The sequence below is a fragment of the Metabacillus malikii genome (assembly GCF_030813355.1).
Lineage (GTDB): Bacteria > Bacillota > Bacilli > Bacillales > Bacillaceae > Metabacillus > Metabacillus malikii.
The window spans coordinates 1-1,254 of sequence record NZ_JAUSUD010000066.1 but is presented as its reverse complement, the minus strand read 5'-3'; the positions used below and the strand labels follow the sequence as shown (position 1 = coordinate 1,254).

Here is a 1,254-nt window from a genome sequence, read left to right as displayed (position 1 = left end):
AAAAAACACCTATCCGTTTGGTATAGTTGATTTGTCGAGAATCAAAATTCCATACAGAAGAGGTGTCCTCTATATGATAGCGAATAATGACCAAACTAAGCAACTACCAAATGAAATAAAATCTACTTTTAAAGAATTAAAAGTATTGAAATATCTTAGAAAAGCTGGAATTACCAAGTCTTATGGTTTTACCTGCGCTTATTTATTTCAGCTCATTTTCTGTTTAATCTTTGAAAACAAAAACTGGTTTCGAACACTTGAAAGTAAGAAATCCGCCGATATTCCGGCTAAAGACGCAGTCTACCGTTTCTTAAATCGTTCCACTTATTCATGGAGAAGGTTTCTCCTTCTATTAAGCGCACATTCAATTGAAAAAGTAAGTAAGCTTACGAATCACGAGCGTATAAAAGTGCTTATTGTTGATGACTCTTCTTATGATAAGAATCGAAGTAAATCGGTTGAACTTCTTGCGCGTTGTTTTGACCACGCTTCTCAAAAAATGCGCTTTTACAAAGGCTTTCGTATGCTTACATTGGGTTGGTCTGACGGTACAACGTTTATGCCTGTAGACTTTTCTTTATTGAGCTCTAAAAACAGTGTCATCAATGGAATGTCACATCACATTGACAAACGAAGTTCTGGATATAAGCGTCGTTTAGAAGCTTTACAAACGGCACCTGAACAAATTCCAATGATGATTCAACGTGCAATGAACACAGGTATCCAAGCTTCTTATGTCCTGATGGATACTTGGTTTACACATCAACCACTTATTAAAGAGATCAAAGATCAAGGTCTAGATGTCATTGGCATGGTGAAAAATTTAAAGCAACGTTATCTTATCCATGATCAAAAGGTTAGTCTGAAGGAGCTTTATCGGTTGGCTTCCCCCATTCAAGGAAAGAAAGGAATTCTTCGCTCCATTCAAACGACACAAGCTAATGGTATACCAGTTAAAATTGTATTTGTCCGTAACCGTAATAAAAAGAGTGAATGGCTAGCCATTTTAAGCACTGATTGCAGCTTAAGTGAACAAGAAATCATTCGAATCTACGGAATTCGTTGGGACATTGAAGTTTTTTTCAAAACGACAAAATCATTACTAAAGCTACAGAAGGAGTTTCAAGGTCGTTCGTATGACTCCTTAATTTGCCATACTACAATTGTCTTTACTAGATATATTGTCCTCTCTTGGCAGAACCGTTGTAGCACAGACCAACGGACATTAGGTGGTTTATTTTATGATCTTTGCGA

1 protein-coding gene is annotated in these 1,254 nt (G+C 36.5%); it reads left to right on the top strand.

The features are described 5' to 3' along the window. Positions 1 to 73: 73 nt before the first annotated feature. Positions 74 to 1,254, top strand: a 1,181-nt coding sequence (locus J2S19_RS23610) for an IS4 family transposase (RefSeq protein WP_307347358.1), incomplete at its 3' end; no start/stop codon positions are given.